Genomic DNA, 18,475 nt, shown 5'->3' with positions numbered 1-18,475 from the left:
CACGCACGGCGACCCGGTCGTCGAGCGCGGCCACTCGCGCCCCGGCCGCGGTGGAGTACCCCATACTGCGACAAAGCAGACATGTGCCATAAGGTTCGGATAAATCAGACCGAGCCCAAGGGGCAAGCCGTGACCCAGAATCAGCCGCCCGGCGCGCCCCGGGCCCGCATTCCCGGACCCCAGCAGCCCCCACCGTCGTACCCCCAGATCCGCAGCGGACTGTGGCGACGCTGCCTGGGCGGCGGGCTCGCGCTCTGGACGCTGACGGCGATCGTCACGTACACGACGAGGAACACCACACTGCTGCCCACCCTGATCCTGCTCGGCAGCTTCCTGGCCCCCGTCGTCTTCACGCTCTGGGCGTACGAGCGTCACGGCCGCGACCTCGGTGTCCAGGTGATCCTCGGCTGCTTCCTGACCGGCGGGACCCTCGGAGTGCTGGGCGCGTCGGTGATGGAGAACCACCTGCTCCACCCCTCGCCGTCGAGGTGCGTCGGCGTCGGACTGGTCGAGGAGGCGGCGAAGCTGACCGCGCTGGCGTTCGTCCTGCGCCGCCACCCCCGGCTCCGGGGACTGCGGGCCGGCCTCGTGCTCGGCGCGAGCGTCGGCTTCGGCTTCGCGGCGCTGGAGAGCGCGGGGTACGCGTTCAACGCCGCCGCCTCCCTCAAGGGACTGGATCTGCGCGCTCTGCTGGAGACGGAGATCCTGCGCGGACTGCTCACCCCCTTCGGGCACGGCCTGTGGACGGCGATCACGGGAGCGGTGCTGCTCACGTACCGCCACCCGCACGGGCGCTTCCAGTACGCCGGCCCGGTCGCGGGCACCTACGCCGGCGTGTCGCTGCTGCACGCCCTGTGGGACTCGACACACGGCATCGCGCTCTGGCTGGTCGCGCGGCTGACCACGACGGGGCTCGACCGGACGCTGTTCGGACTGGGGTACCTCCAGGGCCCCACCGACGAGCAGAAACATCTCTTCACGCTGTTCTCGGTGGGTGGCCTGATCATCGTGGCGCTCGCGGGGGTCGGCTGGGTGCGTTCTCTGACACGCCGCGACTTTGCTTGGAGAAATACCCCCTAGGGGTATAGTGTTGGTCACCTGAGCAAGTCACCCGAACCTCACACGCCTCGACGAGGAGTACGCCATGACCACGCAGACCGACACCCCGGGTTCCGTCACGACCGTCTACCAGGTGAGCGGAATGAGCTGCGGGCACTGTGAGGGCTCCGTCTCCGGCGAGATCTCCGAAATCCCCGGGGTCACCTCGGTCAAGGCCGTCGCCGCCACCGGCGAGGTGACCGTGGTCTCCGCGGCGCCGCTCGACGAGGAGGCCGTGCGCGCCGCCGTCGACGAGGCGGGCTTCGAGCTCGCCGGCCAGGCCTGAGTCACCGGCCCCGCACTCAGCAGTCGCTCCCCGCGCCTTCCAGTTCCTCATATCGCCCGTATCACCCGCACCACCCGTTCGCCCCGCGCCACCCAGCACTTCACGCAGCTCTCCACACCGGGCCGTACCGACCAGCTGATACTGGCTCCGTACGGCCCGGCTCATTCCCTGGAGCCCGACCATGACCACCGCAGCACCCGAGCCGGCCATAGCCGAGACGGCGCAGACCACCGCGACCACCCCGACCACCGCGACAGCCGCGCCGTCGGAGGTGGAGCTCAGCATCGGCGGAATGACCTGCGCCTCCTGCGCGGCCCGCGTCGAGAAGAAGCTCAACCGCATGGACGGCGTCACCGCCACGGTCAACTTCGCGACGGAGAAGGCGAAGGTCTCATACCCCGTGGGGGTACAGGTCGCCGACCTCATCGCCACCGTCGTGAAGACGGGATACACGGCCGAGGAACCCCCGCCGCCGCGCCTCGAAACGCCGGAACGGGCCACCGACGCCGTCGGCTCCGACGAGGACCCCGAACTCGCCTCCCTGCGCGAACGGCTCGTCGTGTCGGCCCTGCTCGCCCTCCCCGTCGTCCTGATGTCGATGGTCCCGGCGCTGCAGTTCGACAACTGGCAGTGGCTCTCGCTGACCCTAGCGGCGCCCGTCGTGGTCTGGGGCGCGCTGCCCTTCCACCGTGCCGCGCTCACCAACGCGCGGCACGGCGCGGCCACCATGGACACCCTCGTCTCGGTCGGCACGCTCGCCGCGTTCGGCTGGTCCCTGTGGGCGCTGTTCTGGGGACACGCGGGCATGCCGGGCATGCGGCACGGGTTCGACCTCACCGTCTCGCGTACGGAGGGGTCGTCGACGATCTATCTGGAAGTCGCCGCGGGTGTCGTCGCGTTCATCCTGCTGGGCCGCTACCTGGAGGCCCGCTCCAAGCGGCGGGCCGGAGCGGCGCTGCGGGCGCTGATGGAGCTGGGGGCCAAGGACGTCGCGGTGCTGCGGGACGGCCGTGAGGTCCGTATCCCGGTCGCGCGGATGGCGACGGGCGACCGCTTCGTCGTACGGCCCGGCGAGAAGATCGCCACCGACGGGACGGTGGTGGAGGGTTCCTCCGCCGTCGACGCCGCCATGCTGACGGGCGAGTCGGTGCCGGTGGACGTGACGGTGGGTTCCGGCGTCACCGGCGCGACCGTGAACGCCGGCGGACGGCTCGTCGTCGAGGCGACCCGGGTCGGCGCCGACACCCAGCTCGCGCGGATGGCCCGACTCGTCGAGGACGCGCAGAACGGCAAGGCCGAGGTGCAGCGCCTCGCCGACCGGATCTCCGGGATCTTCGTGCCGGTGGTGCTGGTGATCGCGCTCGGCACCTTCGGGGTGTGGCTCGGCGTCACCGGCGACACGGTCGCCGCCTTCACCGCGGCCGTCGCGGTGCTGATCATCGCCTGCCCCTGCGCTCTCGGTCTCGCGACCCCGACCGCCCTGATGGTCGGCACGGGCCGTGGCGCCCAACTCGGCATCCTCATCAAGGGCCCAGAGATCCTGGAGTCCACGCGCCGCGTCGACACGGTCGTCCTGGACAAGACCGGCACGGTGACGACGGGACGGATGACCCTGCGGGAGGTGTACGTCGTCGCCGACACCGACGAGAAGGAGCTCCTGCGGCTCGCAGGCGCCCTGGAACACGCCTCCGAGCATCCGGTGGCCCGCGCGATCGCCGCGGGCGCTCAGGAGCGGACTGGCGCCCTCCCTCCGGTGGAGCACTTCGAGAACGTCCCCGGGCTCGGCGTACGCGGGCGCGTGGAGGGTCACGACATCCAGGTGGGACGGCTCCACGAAGACGAGCTCCCGGAGGCGCTGGCCCGCGCCAAGACCGAGGCGCAGACGGAGGGACGTACGGCGGTCGTGGTCACCCGGGACGGGGTGGCACTCGGTGTCGTGACCGTCGCCGACGCGATCAAGGAGACCAGCGCCGAGGCGGTGCGCGCACTGCGCGGCCTGGGGCTCACACCGGTCCTGCTCACCGGGGACAACCAGGCGGTCGCCCGGTCCGTGGCGCACGCCGTCGGCATCGACCCCGGGGATGTGATCGCCGAGGTGCTGCCCGAGGACAAGGTCGCCGTCGTCAAGCGCCTCCAGAGCGAGGGGCGGACCGTGGCGATGGTCGGCGACGGGGTGAACGACGCGGCGGCCCTCGCCACCGCCGACCTCGGCCTCGCGATGGGGACGGGCACGGACGCGGCGATCGAGGCGAGCGACCTGACACTGGTCCGGGGGGATCTGCGGGTGGCGGCGGACGCGATCCGGCTGTCACGCAAGACCCTGTCCACGATCAAGGGCAACCTGGTGTGGGCGTTCGGATACAACGTGGCGGCGCTGCCGCTCGCCGCGGCCGGACTCCTCAACCCGATGATCGCGGGGGCCGCGATGGCCTTCTCGTCGGTGTTCGTGGTGACGAACAGCCTTCGACTCAGGACATTCTCATGACGACGGAGTAAGAGTCCCCCTAGAGTCCAACGGGAGCCTCACATAAGCTCTTCACAAGGCTCGCGCATCTTCCTTACGCTTGGGTCTCGGTTTGCCATATCAGTCTCTTGCGTATCTTCAGGACATATGCAAGAGACGCAGATCACAGTGATGCGAACGTAACCATCGAAGGGGTTCGTGAGTCTAAGTTGGCGATGCCGGAGACGTCTTGGGGGGCGTCTCTGACATCTGGGGATGTCTTGGGGGACGTTCCCGGAACTGCGTTGCCGGGGCACGTGCAGCGGGGAGCTTTGAGCGGCCCTCCCGTCGGTACGGGTCCCGGCAGACCGCACCCCAGCAGCACATCAGCACCGCAGTAGTACAGAGAGTTTTGCTCGTTTTGCTCGCGGCCGGTCCGGTCAGCCCGGTCGGCCGGGAGCAACGCGTCAGCACGCTCGCAGCGATTCAGGCGCTGTCCACAGACGCCCGGCCGGATCCCGTGGGGGGAATCCGCACCGGGACAAGGAAAGCGCCCTGACTGCCGGCCCGTGGGGGGACCGGTAGCAGGGCGCTTTCCGTTTTTCTTGCGGGCGCCTTGGGCCTAGCGAGCCTCGACCGGGACGAAGTCGCGCTCGACGACGCCCGTGTAGATCTGGCGCGGGCGGCCGATGCGGGAGCCGGGCTCCTTGATCATCTCGTGCCACTGGGCGATCCAGCCCGGGAGGCGGCCGAGGGCGAACAGGACCGTGAACATCTCGGTCGGGAAGCCCATGGCGCGGTAGATCAGACCGGTGTAGAAGTCCACGTTCGGGTAGAGGCTGCGCGAGACGAAGTAGTCGTCGGAGAGCGCGTGCTCCTCCAGCTTGAGCGCGATGTCCAGCAGCTCGTCGGACTTGCCGAGCGCCGAGAGGACGTCGTGCGCCGCCGCCTTGATGATCTTCGCCCGGGGGTCGAAGTTCTTGTAGACGCGGTGGCCGAAGCCCATCAGACGGACGCCGTCCTCCTTGTTCTTCACCTTGCGGATGAAGGAGTCGACGTCGCCGCCGGAGGCCTGGATGCCCTCCAGCATCTCCAGCACGGACTGGTTGGCGCCACCGTGCAGGGGGCCCCACAGCGCGCTGATGCCGGCGGAGATCGACGCGAACATGTTCGCCTGCGACGAGCCCACCAGACGCACGGTGGAGGTCGAACAGTTCTGCTCGTGGTCGGCGTGCAGGATGAGCAGCTTGTCGAGCGCGGCGACGACGACCGGGTCGAGCTCGTAGTCCTGCGCGGGGACCGAGAAGGTCATGCGCAGGAAGTTCTCGACGTACCCGAGGTCGTTGCGCGGGTAGACGAAGGGGTGACCGATCGACTTCTTGTAGGCGTACGCCGCGATCGTCGGAAGCTTGGCGAGAAGGCGGATCGTCGAAAGGTGACGCTGCTTCTCGTCGAACGGGTTGTGGCTGTCCTGGTAGAACGTCGACAGGGCGCTGACCACCGACGACAGCATCGCCATCGGGTGGGCGTCGCGCGGGAAGCCCTGGAAGAAGCGCTTGACGTCCTCGTGCAGCAGGGTGTGCTGCGTGATCTCGTTCTTGAAGGTGGAGAGCTCGTCCACGTTCGGCAGCTCACCGTTGATCAGCAGAGAGGCCACCTCAAGGAAGGTGGAGCGCTCGGCCAGCTGCTCGATCGGGTAGCCGCGGTACCGGAGGATGCCCTGCTCACCGTCGAGGTAGGTGATCGCGGATTTATACGCGGCGGTGTTGCCGTACCCGCTGTCCAGCGTCACCAGCCCGGTCTGGGCGCGGAGCTTCCCGATGTCGAAGCCCTTGTCGCCGACGGTGCTGTCGATCACCGGGTAGGTGTACTCGCCATCGCCGTACCGCAGTACTACAGAGTTGTCGCTCACGTCATCCCTCACCGACGTTGTGCCTCTTCTTCGAGGTGCCCTGACTGTCTCTACCATCCCCCATTTGGCCCTGGAGAGTGCACTCGGGGTCGACCATTGGGCCTATTGGCGGCACTCAGTGCCGCCAACCTGCTCATCCTGCCCCCCTTCGCCCTGGTTCCGGAAGTGCTGTGTGACCTTTGCGACTCATTTGATCGATCATTTTTTGTGATGCCTGGGCGAGGGTGAGTGCCCGCTCTCCCCGGGGGCCGGGTGTTCCCTCCCCGGGGGCGGGTCGCGCGGTTCCCCGCGCCCCTGAAATCCCGGGGGGCGTCAGGCGGTGAGGCGGTAGCCGAGGGATGTGTGGCGGCGGCCTGCCGACACCGTGCGGACCGCCTGGCCGATCGCCTTGCGGGAGCCCACCAGGACGACGAGCTTCTTGGCCCGGGTGACCGCCGTGTAGAGCAGATTGCGCTGGAGCATCATCCACGCGCCGGTGGTGACGGGGATCACCACCGCGGGGTACTCACTGCCCTGGGAGCGGTGGATCGTCACCGCGTACGCGTGGGCCAGCTCGTCGAGTTCGTCGAAGTCGTAGGGAACTTCCTCGTCCTCGTCCGTCAGCACCGTCAGACGCTGCTCCTCGGAGTCGAGCGAGGTGACCACGCCCACGGTGCCGTTGAAAACGCCGTTCTCCCCTTTTTCATAGTTGTTGCGGATTTGGGTCACCTTGTCGCCGACCCGGAAGACCCGGCCGCCGAAGCGTTTCTCGGGGAGGTCGGGGCGGCCCGGCGTGATCGCCTGCTGCAACAGGCCGTTGAGGGTGCCCGCGCCCGCCGGGCCCCGGTGCATGGGCGCCAGCACCTGGATGTCCCGGCGCGGGTCCAGCCCGAACTTGGCGGGAATCCGCCGTGCCGCCACATCCACGGTGAGCCGCCCGGCCTCCTCGGTCTCGTCCTCTACGAAGAGGAAGAAGTCCTTCATGCCGTCGGTGACGGGGTGCTGCCCGGAGTTGATCCGGTGCGCGTTCGTCACCACTCCGGACTGCTGGGCCTGGCGGAAGACCTGGGTCAGACGGACCGAGGGGATGGGGCTGCGGTCGGCGAGCAGGTCGCGCAGGACCTCGCCGGCGCCGACGCTGGGGAGTTGGTCGACGTCCCCGACGAACAGCAGGTGGGCGCCCGGCGGCACCGCCTTGACCAGCTTGTTGGCGAGCAGCAGGTCGAGCATGGAGGCCTCGTCCACGACCACCAGGTCGGCGTCCAGCGGCCGGTCCTTGTCGTACGCCGCGTCCCCGCCCGGCTTGAGCTCCAGGAGCCGGTGCACGGTGGAGGCGTCCGCTCCGGTCAGCTCGGCGAGTCGCTTGGCGGCCCGGCCCGTCGGCGCCGCGAGCACCACCTTCGCCCGCTTGGCGCGCGCCAGCTCCACGATCGAGCGGACCGTGAACGACTTGCCGCAGCCGGGGCCCCCGGTGAGCACCGCGACCTTCTTGGTGAGCGCCAGCCGGACGGCCTCCTCCTGCCCGGGTGCGAGCTCCGCGCCCGTACGCCCCTTCAGCCAGGTCAGTGCCTTGTCCCAGGCCACGTCGTGGAAACCGGGCATCCGGTCCTCGGTGGTGCGCAGGAGACGCAACAGCTGGGCCGAGAGGGAGAGTTCGGCACGGTGGAAGGGGACCAGATAGACGGCCGTGACCGTGTCCGGGCCGCCGTCGGGACCGGGGACCTTCTCGCGTACGACGCCCGGCTCCCGTACGCCACCGGGTTCGCCCTCGTCCTCGGTCGGCTCCGCCAGTTCCGCCAGGCATTCGATGACCAGGCCCGTGTCCACCTGGAGCAGCTTCACCGCGTCGGCGATCAGCTGCTCCTCGGGGAGGAAGCAGTGGCCCTGGTCGGCGGACTGCGACAGGGCGTACTGGAGGCCCGCCTTGACGCGCTCGGGGCTGTCGTGCGGGATGCCGACGGACTGGGCGATCTTGTCCGCGGTGAGGAAGCCGATGCCCCAGACGTCGGCGGCCAGGCGGTAGGGCTGGTTCTTGACGACCGAGATCGACGCGTCGCCGTACTTCTTGTAGATGCGCACCGCGATCGACGTCGACACCTCGACGGTCTGGAGGAAGAGCATGACCTCCTTGATCGCCTTCTGCTCCTCCCAGGCGTCGGCGATCTTCTTGGTGCGCTTGGGGCCGAGGCCGGGGACCTCGATGAGGCGCTTCGGCTCCTCCTCGATGATCTGGAGCGTGTCCAGCCCGAAGTGCTGGGTGATGCGGTCGGCGAAGACCGGGCCGATGCCCTTGACCAGACCGGAGCCGAGGTAACGGCGGATGCCCTGGACGGTGGCGGGCAGGACCGTCGTGTAGTTCTCCACCGTGAACTGCTTGCCGTACTGCGGGTGGGAGCCCCAACGGCCCTCCATCCGGAGCGACTCACCCACCTGGGCGCCGAGGAGCGCACCCACGACGGTGAGCAGGTCGCCGGCGCCACGGCCGGTGTCCACCCTCGCGACCGTGTACCCGTTCTCCTCGTTGGCGTACGTGATCCGCTCGAGCACGCCCTCGACAACCGCCAGTTGCACCTGCCGGTTCCCCGCCTGATTGGACATGATCCGAAGGTACCTGTGACGACTGACAGCCGGGACGGATCGCGGGGCGTCCCGCCAGACGGGCTCGCCCCGTCCCTCACTCCATCGTCCCGGCACCTCCGGCCGGCCCCCCATCTCACCCCGCTCATCCGAGCGCGATTCATCACGATCCGATCTCGGCATGTGGTTGAGGTCTTGATTAATGCTCGTGTAATCGATTCCAATCCTCCATGTAATCGATTCCACGAGGAGGTGGAGCGGCGATGGCGAGCATCAAGGACGTTGCCGCCGAGGCCGGCGTATCCGTCGCCACGGTCTCGCGCGTCCTGAACGATCACCCGTCGGTCAGCGAAGACGCACGCACCCGCGTGCTGGCCGCCGTACAGACCCTGGGCTACCGCCCGAACGCCGTCGCCCGCTCCCTGCGCACCGATCAGACCCGCACCCTCGGCCTGGTCATCAGCGACGTACTCAACCCGTACTTCACCGAGCTGGCCCGCTCCGTCGAGGAGGAGGCCCGCGCCCTCGGCTACAGCGTGATCATCGGCAACGCCGATGAACGGCCGGACCTCCAGGACCACCACGTACGGACCCTGCTGGACCGGCGGATCGACGGGCTGCTCGTCTCCCCCGCCGACGGCGGCTCGCCCGGGATGCTGGACGCCGCGCGTGCGGGGACGCCGATGGTCTTCGTGGACCGCTGGATCCCGGGCGTGGACGTGCCCGTCGTACGGGCGGACGGCCGGACGGCTGTCCGGGATCTCGTGGCGCATCTGCACGGGCTCGGACACCGCCGGCTCGCGATCATCGCGGGGCCCGCGGCGACCACCACCGGCAGCGAGCGCGTCGAGGCCTTCCGGGAGGCCATGGCCGAGCACGGGCTGCCGCTCCCGGACGCCTACATAGGCCAGGGCGACTTCCAGGCCGAGAGCGGACGGCGGGTCACCGAGGGCTTCCTCGACCTGCCCGAGCCACCCGAGGTCGTCTTCGCCGCCGACAACCTGATGGCGCTCGGCGCGCTGGACGCGGTCCGCGCGCGCGGGCTGCGGGTTCCCGAGGACATCGCGCTCGCGGCGTTCGACGACATCCCGTGGTTCGTGCACACCGATCCGCCGATCACCGCGGTGGCCCAGCCGACCGGCGAGCTGGGGCGGGCCGCCGTACGCGCGCTCGTCGACCGGATCGAGGGGCGCCCCCCGCAGTCGGTCACCCTCGCCGCCCGTCTCGTCGTCCGCCGCTCGTGCGGCGAACCGGCCCCCACCCCGCACTCCCCCGCAACGAACAGGAGCAAGTCGTGAGCAACCAGGACGAGTTGCTGCGCATCGAGGGCATCCGAAAGACCTTCCCCGGCGTGGTCGCGCTCGACAGCGTCGACTTCGATCTGCGCCGCGGCGAGGTGCATGTGCTGCTCGGCGAGAACGGTGCCGGCAAGAGCACGCTCATCAAGATGCTCTCGGGCGCCTACCAGCCCGACTCCGGGCGCGTCCTCGTCGACGGCGAGGAGGTGCGCATCCACGGTGCGCAGGACTCCGAGCGCCTCGGGATCGCGACCATCTACCAGGAGTTCAACCTCGTTCCCGATCTGACGGTCGCCGAGAACATCTTCCTGGGGCGGCAGCCGCGCCGCTACGGGCTGATCGACCGGAAGACGATGGAGGCCGAGGCCGCCGAACTGCTGGAGCGGGTGGGTGTCAGCGTGTCCCCGCGCGCGCGGGTGCGTGAACTCGGAATCGCACGTCTCCAGATGGTCGAGATCGCGAAGGCGCTGAGCCTGAACGCCCGCGTGCTGATCATGGACGAGCCGACCGCGGTGCTCACCTCCGAAGAGGTCGAAAAACTCTTCTCCATCGTGCGCCGGCTGCGCGAGGACGGCGTCGGCATCGTCTTCATCACGCACCACCTGGAAGAGATCGCCGCCCTGGGGGACCGCGTCACCGTCATCCGGGACGGCAAGAGCGTCGGGCAGGTCCCGGCCTCCACCACCGAGGACGAGCTCGTACGGCTCATGGTGGGGCGGTCGATCGAGCAGCAGTATCCGCGCGAGCGGGCCACCGGTGACGGCGGCTCCGGGGCCACCCTGCTGACCGTCGAGGGGCTGACCCGCGACGGGGTCTTCCACGACGTGAGTTTCGAGGTGCGGGCCGGTGAGGTCGTCGGAATCGCGGGGCTCGTGGGGGCCGGGCGTACGGAGGTCGTGCGAGCGGTCTTCGGGGCCGATCCGTACGACAAGGGGGCCGTCAAGGTCGCCGGTTCCGCGCTGCGGCGGCACGACGTGAACGCGGCGATGGCGGCCGGGATCGGGCTCATCCCCGAGGACCGCAAGGGCCAGGGGCTGCTCCTGGACGCCTCCGTCGAGGAGAACCTCGGCCTGGTCACCATGCGGGCGGCGACCCATGGCGGACTCGTCGACCTCAAGGGCCAGCGGGCGGCCGCCGCGCGGATCGCCGAGCAGCTCGGCGTCCGGATGGCCGGTCTCGGCCAGCACGTGCGCACGCTCTCCGGCGGCAACCAGCAGAAGGTCGTCATCGGCAAGTGGCTGCTGGCCGACACCAAGGTGCTGATCCTCGACGAGCCGACCCGTGGCATCGACGTCGGCGCCAAGGTCGAGATCTACCAGCTCGTCAACGAACTGACGGCCGCCGGCGCGGCCGTCCTGATGATCTCCAGCGATCTGCCCGAGGTGCTCGGCATGAGCGACCGGGTGCTGGTGATGGCCCAGGGCCGGATCGCGGGCGAACTGTCCGCCGACGAGGCGACCCAGGACTCCGTGATGGCACTCGCCGTCAGTACACCGACCACCAACTCTGTTACCGCTGTGGAGGGCTCCCGTGGCCACTGACACGCTCAAGAGCACTACGGGCGCGAGTGGCGCCTCGGCGGTCCGCCGCCTTCTGCTCGACAACGGGGCGCTCACCGCGCTCATCGCCCTCGTCATCGCGATGTCGGCGCTGTCCGGCGACTTCCTGACGACGGACAACCTGCTCAACATCGGCGTCCAGGCGGCCGTGACCGCCATCCTCGCCTTCGGTGTGACCTTCGTGATCGTCTCGGCGGGCATCGACCTGTCGGTCGGCTCGGTCGCCGCGCTGTCCGCCACCGTCCTCGCCTGGATGGCGACATCGCAGGGCGTCCCGGTCTGGATCGCGGTGATCCTCGCGGTCGCGACCGGCATCGCGTGCGGCCTGGTCAACGGCGTCCTGATCTCCTACGGGAAGCTGCCGCCGTTCATCGCGACGCTCGCGATGCTGTCGGTGGGCCGCGGTCTGTCCCTGGTGATCTCGCAGGGCTCGCCGATCGCCTTCCCCGACTCGGTCTCGCACCTCGGTGACACCCTCGGCGGCTGGCTGCCGGTCCCCGTCCTGGTGATGGTCGTCATGGGCCTGATCACCGCCCTGATCCTGGGCCGTACCTACATCGGCCGCTCCATGTACGCGATCGGCGGCAACGAGGAGGCCGCGCGCCTCTCGGGTCTGCGGGTGAAGAAGCAGAAGCTCGCGATCTACGCGCTGTCGGGTCTCTTCGCGGCCGCCGCGGGCATCGTGCTCGCCTCCCGGCTCTCCTCCGCGCAGCCGCAGGCCGCGCAGGGCTACGAGCTGGACGCGATCGCCGCGGTCGTCATCGGCGGCGCCTCCCTGGCGGGCGGCACCGGCAAGGCGTCCGGCACGCTGATCGGCGCCCTCATACTCGCGGTGCTCCGCAACGGTCTGAACCTGCTCTCCGTCTCCGCCTTCTGGCAGCAGGTCGTCATCGGTGTCGTGATCGCGCTGGCGGTGCTGCTGGACACGGTGCGGCGCAAGGCCGGGTCGACTCCGGTGGCCGCCGGGGCGGGTGCGCCGGGCGGCAGGGGCAAACAGGCGGCGACGTACATCATCGCGGCCGTGGTCGCGGCGGCCGTCGTCGGTGCGATGTCCTTCCTGCACAACGGCTCCTCCTCGTCGGCGACGAAGAAGGTGGGCCTGTCCCTCTCCACCCTGAACAACCCGTTCTTCGTGCAGATCAAGTCGGGTGCCCAGCAGGAGGCGAAGAAGCTCGGCGTGGACCTGACGGTCACGGACGCGCAGAACGACGCCTCGCAGCAGGCCAACCAGCTCCAGAACTTCACCAGTTCGGGTCTCGGCTCGATCATCGTCAATCCGGTGGACTCGGACGCGGCGGGCCCGGCGGTCCGCTCCGCGAACAAGGCCGGCATCCCCGTCGTCGGCGTGGACCGGGGCGTGAACAAGGCCGACACGGCCGCGCTGGTCGCCTCCGACAACATCGAGGGCGGCAAGCTCGGCGCCAAGGCGATGGCCGAGAAGCTGGGCGGCAAGGGCAAGATCGTGATCCTTCAGGGCCTGGCCGGAACGTCCGCGAGCCGTGAGCGCGGCGCGGGCTTCACCGAGGGCCTGAAGGCCTACCCGGGCATCCAGGTCGTCGCCCGGCAGCCCGCGGACTTCGACCGCACCAAGGGCCTCGACGTGATGACGAACCTGCTTCAGGCGCACCCCGACATCCAGGGCGTCTTCGCCGAGAACGACGAGATGGCGCTCGGCGCGGTCAAGGCGCTCGGCTCCAAGGCCGGCACGTCGGTCTCGGTCATCGGCTTCGACGGCGAACCGGACGGCCTGAAGGCGGTCAAGGACGGCACGATGTACGCGTCCGTGGCCCAGCAGCCGAAGGAGCTCGGCCGGATCGCGGTGCAGAACGCGCTGAACGCCGCCGAGGGCAAGAAGGTCGAGAAGACGGTAATGGTGCCGGTGAAGGTGGTCACGAAGGAGAATGTGGCCGGCTTCGGCGGATGATCTGAGCGGGCCGCCCGGGCAGCGCGACGCGGACCACCTCCGCGCGCCGCCGGGCGGCTCGCCCCGTTGCTTCGACTCACCTTCATAGGGAGAAAGTTCATGTACGACTACGACCTGCTGGTCGTGGGCTCGGCCAACGCCGACCTGGTGATCCGGGTCGAGCGGCGGCCCGCGGCCGGCGAAACGGTGCTCGGCTCCGACCTCGTCGTCCACCCGGGCGGCAAGGGCGCCAACCAGGCGGTCGCCGCCGGCCGCCTCGGAGCCCGTACGGCGCTGCTGGCCCGGGTCGGCGACGACGCGCACGGGCGGCTGCTGCTCGAGACGCAGCGGGCGGCCGGGGTCGACACGGCGGGCGTGCTCGTCGGCGGGGCGCCGACCGGGGTCGCGCTCATCACGGTGGACCCCTCCGGGGACAACAGCATCGTGGTGTCGCCCGGTGCCAACGGCCGCCTCACACCCGAGGACGTTCGGTCCGCCGGAAACCTCCTGGCGGCCTCCCGCGTGGTCTCGGCGCAGCTGGAGATCCCGTTGGAGACGGTCGTGGAGGTCGTACGGAATCTCGCTCCCGGCAGCCGTTTCGTACTGAACCCGTCGCCGCCGCGCGCGCTGCCCGCCGAGGTGCTCGCGGCCTGCGATCCGCTGATCGTGAACGAGCACGAGGCACGGGTGATCGTCGGCACGGATCTCGGGGACTCGCCGGAGGACTGGGCGTCCGCCCTGCTCGCCCTCGGCCCGCGCTCGGTGGTGATCACGCTGGGCGCGCGGGGCGCGCTGGTGGCCTCCGCCGAGGGCGCCGCGCGGGTGCCGTCGGTGAAGGTGGAGACGGTGGACACGACGGGCGCGGGGGACGCGTTCACGGCGGCGCTGGCGTGGCGGCTCGGGCTCGACGAGCCGCTCGCCGAGGCGGCCGCGTACGCCGCCCGGGTCGGTGCGGCGGCGGTCACCCGCGCCGGCGCGCAGGAGTCCTTCCCGACGGCCGAGGAGGTCGCATCCCTGTGAAGAAGGCCGGAATCCTGAACCGCCATCTGTCGGGCGCGCTGGCCGAGCTGGGCCATGGGGACGGGGTGCTCGTCTGCGATGCCGGGATGCCCATCCCCGCCGGTCCGCGCGTGGTGGACCTGGCCTTCCGGGCCGGGGTGCCGTCCTTCGCCGAGGTGCTCGACGGGCTGCTGGAGGAACTCGTGGTGGAGGGCGCCACGGCCGCGCACGAGGTCCGCGGGGCGAACCCGGAGGCGACGGTCCTGCTGGACGCCCGCTTCCCCACGCTGTCGACGGTCTCCCACGAGGAACTGAAGTCGCTGTCGGCGGGCGCGAAACTGATCGTCCGCACGGGAGAGGCACGGCCGTACGCGAATGTGCTGCTGCGGTGCGGGGTGTTCTTCTAGCCCGGTGCCCGACATGCTTCGAGGGGCCCGGTCCGTCGACCAGGCCCCTCGGTTTTCCCCTCCGACATCAGAACCCCCGCGATCCCCCCAGATCCCCCTCCAGAAGTCCTGATGCCAAGTACGACACGCGGGCTGCGGGAAGGGTTGCACGGCCTTCCGGGATTTTTTCGGGATGCTTTCCGGTATGAGTGATTCCGCTTCCTCCTTCGAGGACGACGTGCTCGGTGAACTGGGCGACGACAAGCTCCAGGAGATCGCGGGGCTGCTGGGGACCGACACGGCGGGCGCCCACGAGGTGGTCGGGACCACGGTCTCGGCACTCGCCGGCCCCGTACAGGAGGAGGCCGCGGCGGCGCCCGAGGAGGAGGCCCCGCTCCAGGGCGTGTCCACCCTGGGCGGGTTCGCCACCGGCGGTCTGATGGCCGGGGTGCTGGCCAGGGTGAGCAAGCCGGTCGCGAACGCCGTCGCCAAGAAGACGGGCATCCCGGTGGCCACGGTCACCCGTGTCATCGAGATGCTCGTTCCGGTCGTGCTGACGGTCCTCAGCAAGCGGGCGGCACGCAAGAAGTGACCCGGAAGTGACAGCGGCCGCCGACGGGGCTACCCGGCGTGCTCCACGAACCGCGCCGCCGTCTCCGCCAGCACCTCCCGCCCGTCGCGCGCCCACAGCCCGTCGTTGAACAGCTCGACCTCGATGGGCCCGGAGTATCCCGCCGCCTCGACGTACCCCCGCCACTCCCGCATGTCGATCGAACCGTCGCCGATCTGACCGCGGCCGTTGAGGACGCCCTCGGGCAGCGGAGTCGTCCAGTCGGCGAGCTGGAAGGTGTGGATACGGCCGCCGGCGCCCGCGCGGGCGATCTGGGCGGGAGCCGTGTCGTCCCACCAGATGTGGTAGGTGTCGACGGCGACGCCCACCTGGTCCGCCGGGAAGCGTTCCGCGAGGTCCAGGGCCTGGACGAGGGTGGACACCACACAACGGTCCGCGGCGTACATGGGGTGGAGGGGCTCGATGGCCAGCCGCACGCCCCGCTCGGCGGCGTACGGGCCCAGCTCCCCCAGCGCGTCGGCGATCCGCTCCCGCGCGCCGTGCAGGTCCTTCGAGCCGGCCGGCAGCCCCCCGGAGACCAGCACCAGGGTGTCGGTGCCGAGGGTCGCGGCCTCGTCGACGGCCGCACGGTTGTCGTCCAGGGCGCGGGCCCGCTCCTGCGGGTCGATCGCCGTGAAGAAGCCGCCGCGGCAGAGCGTGGTGACGGCCAGACCGGCGTCGCGGACGAGTTTGGCGGTGGCGTCCAGGCCGTACGACTGGACGGGTTCACGCCAGAGTCCGACGCCCGGGATCCCCAGCTCGAGGCAGGACTCGACCAGTTGGGGCATCGACAGCTGCTTGACCGTCATCTGGTTGATGGAGAAACGGGCGAGGCTGCTCATGAGGTCACTCCGTACAGAGCCAGCAGGGTCTTCATCCGGGCCTCGGCGAGCTCCGGGTTCGGGAACAGGCCCAGGGTGTCCGCCAGCTCGTACGCCCGCGCGAAGTGCGGCAGCGAGCGGGCCGACTGGAGCCCGCCGACCATGGTGAAGTGTTCCTGGTGCCCGGCCAGCCACGCCAGCAGGACGACGCCCGTCTTGTAGAACCGGGTCGGCGCCTCGAAGAGATGGCGGGAGAGCTCGACGGTGGGGTCGAGAAGCTCACGGAAGCCCTTCACGTCACCGGTGTCGAGCACTCGTACCGCCTCGGCCGCGAGCGGACCCAGCGGATCGAAGATGCCGAGCAGGGCGTGGCTGAAGCCCTGCTCGTCGCCCGCGATCAGTTCGGGGTAGTTGAAGTCGTCACCCGTGTAGCAGCGGACGCCCTGCGGCAGGCGGCGGCGCAGGTCGACCTCGCGCTGGGCGTCGAGGAGGGAGACCTTGATGCCGTCGACCTTGTCCGGGTGGGCGGCGATGACCTCCAGGAAGACGTCCGTGGCCGCGTCCAGGTCGCCCGAGCCCCAGTAGCCCTCAAGGGCCGGGTCGAACATGGGGCCGAGCCAGTGCAGGACCACGGGCTCGGCCGCCTGGCGGAGCAGATGCCCGTAGACCTCCAGGTAGTCCTCGGGCCCCTTCGCGGTCGCCGCCAGCGCCCGGGAGGCCATGAGGATGGCCTGCGCCCCCGACTCCTCGACGAGGGCGAGCTGCTCCTCGTAGGCCGTCCGCACCTCCTCCGACGAGGCCGGACCGGTGAGCTGATCGGTGCCGACACCGCACGCGATACGGCCCCCGACCGCCTTCGCCTCCGCGGCGGACCGGCGGATGAGTTCGGCCGCGCCCGCCCAGTCGAGGCCCATCCCGCGCTGCGCGGTGTCCATCGCCTCGGCGACGCCGAGCCCGTGGGACCACAGGTGGCGGCGGAAGGCGAGGGTGGCGTCCCAGTCGACGGCGGCGGCCGAGTCGGGCGAGACGTCCGCGAACGGGTCGGCGACGACGTGCGCGGCCGAGAAGACCGTACGGGAGGTGAAGGGCGCGCCGGTGGTGAGGGCGAGCGGGACGGCACGCGGCTCGTAGGCCTTCAACCGCCCGCCGACGGAGGGCAGTTGGATGGTCACAGCGAGATCTCCGGCACGTCGAGACGGCGGCCCTCGGCCGAGGACCTCAGCCCCAGTTCGGCGAGCTGGACGCCGCGGGCGCCGGCGAGGAGGTCCCAGTGGTAGGGGGCGTCGGCGTACACATGCCGCAGGAACAGCTCCCACTGCGCCTTGAAGCCGTTGTCGAACTCGGCGTTGTCGGGGATCTCCTGCCACTGGTCGCGGAAGGAGTAGGTGGCCGGGATGTCGGGGTTCCAGACCGGCTTGGGGGTCGCCGAGCGGTGCTGGACGCGGCAGTTGCGCAGCCCCGCGACGGCCGACCCCTCCGTCCCGTCGACCTGGAACTCGACCAGCTCGTCGCGGTTGACGCGCACCGCCCAGGAGGAGTTGATCTGGGCGATGGCGCCGCCCTCCAGCTCGAAGACGCCGTACGCGGCGTCGTCGGCCGTGGCGTCGTACGGCTTGCCCTGCTCGTCCCAGCGCTGCGGGATGTGGGTGGCGGTGAGCGCCTGGACGGAGGTGACCCGGCCGAACAGCTCGTGGAGCACGTACTCCCAGTGCGGGAACATGTCGACGACGATGCCGCCGCCGTCCTCCGCGCGGTAGTTCCAGGAGGGCCGCTGGGCGCTCTGCCAGTCGCCCTCGAAGACCCAGTACCCGAACTCCCCGCGGATGGACAGGATCCGCCCGAAGAAGCCCCCGTCGATGAGCCGCTTGAGTTTCAGCAGCCCCGGGAGGAAGAGCTTGTCCTGCACGACCCCGTGCTTGATGCCCTTCTCGTGGGCGAGGCGGGCCAGCTCCAGGGCGCCGTCGAGGCCGGTGGCGGTGGGCTTCTCGGTGTAGATGTGCTTGCCCGCCGCGATGGCCTTCGTGATGGCCTCCTCCCGTGCGGAGGTCACCTGGGCGTCGAAGTAGATCTCCACGGTCGGGTCGGCGAGGACCTCGTCCACGTCCGTCGACCAGTGCTCCAGGCCGTGCTGCTCGGCGAGCGCCTTCAGCGCGTGCTCGCGGCGGCCGAGGAGGACCGGCTCGGGCCACAGCACCGTGCCGTCGCCGAGGTCGAGGCCGCCCTGGTCGCGCAGGGCGAGAATCGAGCGGACGAGGTGCTGGCGGTAGCCCATGCGCCCCGTCACGCCGTTCATGGCGATTCGCACCGTCTTGCGTGTCACGTGATTCCCTTCGTACGCGGGTTCCGCGCCGCGTACGCCCCACTGGTGAACGTGACAGCAAGCGCTTTCTACATAAGGAGAAGTTAGCCTCTGTCGAGCCGATTGGACAAGACCATACGGACGACGAGATGTTCGACCGTCCGGACGGCTGGACGTAGGGGGCGTGGCACGGTCGGATGGAGCACTACGAGCAGTACGAGCACGACAGGTACGACGGGTACGGCAGGCCAAAGAGCACAGCGAGCACGAAGAGCACGATGAGGTGCTACGAGATGCGTGACCGG

The 18,475-nt window shown here is 70.1% G+C and carries 14 protein-coding genes; 9 read left to right on the top strand and 5 right to left on the bottom strand.

What is annotated here, in order from left to right:
* Positions 1-129 precede the first annotated feature (129 nt).
* The 3 genes from ACZ69M_RS00615 to ACZ69M_RS00605 all read left to right on the top strand — a co-directional run bounded on the left by ACZ69M_RS00615 (position 130) and on the right by ACZ69M_RS00605 (position 3,869).
* Positions 130-1,080 (top strand): PrsW family intramembrane metalloprotease, encoded by a 951-nt coding sequence (locus tag ACZ69M_RS00615; RefSeq protein ID WP_470045781.1) that lies wholly within the window; start codon positions 130-132, stop codon positions 1,078-1,080.
* A 64-nt stretch (positions 1,081-1,144) separates the two neighbouring features.
* On the top strand, positions 1,145-1,384 hold the full coding sequence (locus ACZ69M_RS00610) for a heavy-metal-associated domain-containing protein (protein ID WP_067370468.1): 240 nt from the start codon (positions 1,145-1,147) through the stop codon (positions 1,382-1,384).
* Positions 1,385-1,565: 181 nt separating this feature from the next.
* On the top strand, positions 1,566-3,869 hold the full coding sequence (locus ACZ69M_RS00605) for a heavy metal translocating P-type ATPase (protein ID WP_470045780.1): 2,304 nt from the start codon (positions 1,566-1,568) through the stop codon (positions 3,867-3,869).
* A 580-nt stretch (positions 3,870-4,449) separates the two neighbouring features.
* Here the strand turns inward: ACZ69M_RS00605 and ACZ69M_RS00600 are convergent.
* The gene (locus ACZ69M_RS00600) at positions 4,450-5,739 is read right to left on the bottom strand and encodes a citrate synthase (protein ID WP_054231840.1); all 1,290 of its coding nucleotides are present in this window, start codon (positions 5,737-5,739) and stop codon (positions 4,450-4,452) included.
* A gap of 312 nt (positions 5,740-6,051) precedes the next feature.
* A complete protein-coding gene (recD2, locus tag ACZ69M_RS00595) occupies positions 6,052-8,316 on the bottom strand; it encodes an SF1B family DNA helicase RecD2 (protein WP_470045779.1) in 2,265 nt (754 codons plus the stop codon).
* Between the two features lie 242 nt (positions 8,317-8,558).
* Between recD2 and ACZ69M_RS00590 the strand changes: the two genes are divergently transcribed.
* The 6 genes from ACZ69M_RS00590 to ACZ69M_RS00565 all read left to right on the top strand — a co-directional run bounded on the left by ACZ69M_RS00590 (position 8,559) and on the right by ACZ69M_RS00565 (position 15,032).
* On the top strand, positions 8,559-9,593 hold the full coding sequence (locus tag ACZ69M_RS00590) for a LacI family DNA-binding transcriptional regulator (protein WP_452966018.1): 1,035 nt from the start codon (positions 8,559-8,561) through the stop codon (positions 9,591-9,593).
* Positions 9,590-11,134: a sugar ABC transporter ATP-binding protein gene (locus ACZ69M_RS00585; protein WP_470045778.1), complete on the top strand. Its 1,545-nt coding sequence runs from the start codon at positions 9,590-9,592 to the stop codon at positions 11,132-11,134. Before ACZ69M_RS00590 ends, ACZ69M_RS00585 begins: the two co-directional genes overlap by 4 nt.
* Positions 11,124-13,076: an ABC transporter permease/substrate-binding protein gene (locus ACZ69M_RS00580; RefSeq protein WP_470045777.1), complete on the top strand. Its 1,953-nt coding sequence runs from the start codon at positions 11,124-11,126 to the stop codon at positions 13,074-13,076. The genes ACZ69M_RS00585 and ACZ69M_RS00580 overlap by 11 nt, the downstream gene beginning before the upstream one ends.
* Before the next feature lie 99 nt (positions 13,077-13,175).
* Positions 13,176-14,075, top strand: a complete 900-nt coding sequence (locus ACZ69M_RS00575) for a ribokinase (protein WP_470045776.1) — start codon at positions 13,176-13,178, stop codon at positions 14,073-14,075.
* Positions 14,072-14,461, top strand: coding sequence for a D-ribose pyranase (gene rbsD, locus ACZ69M_RS00570; protein ID WP_470045775.1), 390 nt, complete (start codon positions 14,072-14,074; stop codon positions 14,459-14,461). The genes ACZ69M_RS00575 and rbsD overlap by 4 nt, the downstream gene beginning before the upstream one ends.
* A gap of 184 nt (positions 14,462-14,645) precedes the next feature.
* On the top strand, positions 14,646-15,032 hold the full coding sequence (locus ACZ69M_RS00565) for a DUF937 domain-containing protein (RefSeq protein WP_470045774.1): 387 nt from the start codon (positions 14,646-14,648) through the stop codon (positions 15,030-15,032).
* 29 nt (positions 15,033-15,061) lie between these two features.
* Here ACZ69M_RS00565 and ACZ69M_RS00560 read toward each other — a convergent pair whose 3' ends face one another.
* From ACZ69M_RS00560 to ACZ69M_RS00550, 3 genes are read right to left on the bottom strand one after another with little or no spacing between them, the layout of a single operon-like run.
* Positions 15,062-15,892, bottom strand: coding sequence for a sugar phosphate isomerase/epimerase family protein (locus tag ACZ69M_RS00560; RefSeq protein WP_470045773.1), 831 nt, complete (start codon positions 15,890-15,892; stop codon positions 15,062-15,064).
* Positions 15,889-17,043, bottom strand: a complete 1,155-nt coding sequence (locus tag ACZ69M_RS00555; RefSeq protein ID WP_470045772.1) for a dihydrodipicolinate synthase family protein — start codon at positions 17,041-17,043, stop codon at positions 15,889-15,891. The genes ACZ69M_RS00560 and ACZ69M_RS00555 overlap by 4 nt, the downstream gene beginning before the upstream one ends.
* On the bottom strand, positions 17,040-18,191 hold the full coding sequence (locus tag ACZ69M_RS00550) for a Gfo/Idh/MocA family protein (RefSeq protein ID WP_470045771.1): 1,152 nt from the start codon (positions 18,189-18,191) through the stop codon (positions 17,040-17,042). Before ACZ69M_RS00550 ends, ACZ69M_RS00555 begins: the two co-directional genes overlap by 4 nt.
* Between the last annotated feature and the right edge of the window lie 284 nt (positions 18,192-18,475).

The organism is Streptomyces sp. NPDC107454 (genome assembly GCF_055582885.1).
Note: the sequence above shows the minus strand (reverse complement) of the source record. Positions and strands in the feature narration are given on the sequence as shown.